The sequence below is a fragment of the Arthrobacter sp. Y3223164 genome (assembly GCF_059091005.1).
Genome location: NZ_JBNHGF010000500.1, coordinates 1 through 1,713 on the forward strand (window position 1 = coordinate 1; position 1,713 = coordinate 1,713).

2 protein-coding genes are annotated in these 1,713 nt (G+C 70.7%); both read left to right on the forward strand.

Going from position 1 to position 1,713, the window contains the following annotated elements; translation table 11 throughout:
* Positions 1–694 (forward strand): SDR family oxidoreductase (locus tag AC5RUJ_RS15810; protein ID WP_494156192.1); only part of this gene is annotated, 694 nt, incomplete at its 5' end.
* A complete protein-coding gene (locus tag AC5RUJ_RS15815) occupies positions 691–1,587 on the forward strand; it encodes a MaoC family dehydratase (RefSeq protein ID WP_494025906.1) in 897 nt (298 codons plus the stop codon). The genes AC5RUJ_RS15810 and AC5RUJ_RS15815, both read left to right, overlap by 4 nt.
* The last annotated feature ends 126 nt before the right edge of the window (positions 1,588–1,713 follow it).

Sequence of the window (1,713 nt, forward strand, 5' to 3'; positions counted from 1 at the left end):
CGGCATCGGCGCTGCCATCGCCGAGACCCTGCACCGCGACGGCGCACAACTCGTCGTCGTCGATGTCCCCGCGGCGGGGGAACAGCTGGCGCAGGTCGCGAACCGGGTGGGCGGCACGGCCCTGCAGTTGGACATCACCGCGGCCGATGCCGGCGCGAAGATCGCCGCCCATGCCGTGGAGCGGCACCACGGGCTGGACATCGTGGTCCACAACGCCGGCATCACCCGCGACAAACTGTTGGCCAACATGGACCAGGCCAAATGGGACTCCGTGATCGCCGTCAACCTCACGTCGCAGCTGACGATGAACGGGCAGCTCCTGGCCTCGGGCGCGTTCCGCGGGCGGCCGCGCGTGGTTTCGCTGGCCTCAACCAGCGGCATTGCGGGCAACCGCGGGCAAACCAATTACGCCGCGTCGAAGGCGGGAATCATCGGCATGGTCCGGGCCTCGGCTGCCGGGTTCGCCGAGGCCGGCGGCAGCATCAACGCCGTGGCACCGGGCTTCATCGAGACGGACATGACCGCCCGGATGCCGTTCCTGACCCGGGAAGTGGCACGCCGGCTCTCCTCGCTGCAACAGGGCGGACAGCCACGCGATGTCGCCGAGGCCGTCTCCTTCTTGGCCAGCGATGCTGCGGGCGGCATCAACGGCCAAACCCTGCGGGTCTGCGGGCAAAGCATGGTCGGCGCATGAACGAAGTCATCCTGGGGGAGATGCCCACGCTCTCGCGCCTCTACCTGACGGCGGCGTCGACGGCCGCGCGGCACAAGCTGGGCGTGGGACAGCACGCCGAGCAGGTCCCGGCGGCGCGGCATACCCTGCACGGAGTTCAGATCACCCCCGAGCGGATCAGCGGATTCCAGCAGTTGGTCCACGGCACCGTGCGGGACACCCTGCCCTCCGTGTTCCTGCACTCGGTCGCGTTCCCCGTGGCGATGAGCGTGATGACGCGGCCGGACTTTCCGCTGCCGCTGCTCGGCATGGTCCATCTGGCCAATCGGGTGCGGCACTTGCGGCCGGTCCACTTCACCGAGCCCCTGGCCGTCACGGCCTGGGCCGAGGGCCTCCGCGGCCACCACGCGGGCACGCAGGTCGAACTGCACACCCGGATCGAGGCCGACGGCGAGGCCGTGTGGGAAGGTGTCTCGGACTACCTGGCCAAGGCGGTCTACTTGCCCGGCCTGGACAAGGCAGCCCGCCCGGAGCGCGCCGATTTCACGCCGCCGCAGCCGACGGCCCGCTGGCGGCTCGGGCCGGAGGCCGGGCGCGAGTACGCCGGGGTGTCCGGCGACTTCAACCCGATCCACCTGAGCGCGGTGTCCGCGAAGATGCTGGGGCTCAAGCGGTCCATCGCCCACGGGATGTACCTGGCCTCACGAGTCCTGACCAGCGTGGAAGCCACGGCCAGCGAACCCTTCAGCTGGCGCATCGACTTTGCCGCTCCGGTCTTCCTGCCCGCCACCGTGGCCGTCAGGATCCATGACACGGAACGCGACGGGTCCTGGGAAGCTTCCGAGTTCACCGGCTGGGGGGAGCGCAGCCACCGGCTGCACTTCACGGGCAGCGTCCACACGCTCGCCGGCTGAGTGGCGTGGCCGGACCGGGTCAGCCGGTGACGGCCCGGCGTTCGAGGACCTCCCGTTCGCGATCATTCTTCGCCAGCGCGGCGGCGGCGGCGAACTCGGAGCGGGCCTCGTCCGCCCGGCCGAGCC

What these genes read in the sequence shown, in the direction of transcription:
- AC5RUJ_RS15815 (WP_494025906.1), top strand. Translation starts at nt 691, where the DNA reads ATGAACGAAGTCATCCTGGGGGAGATGCCCACGCTCTCGCGCCTCTAC.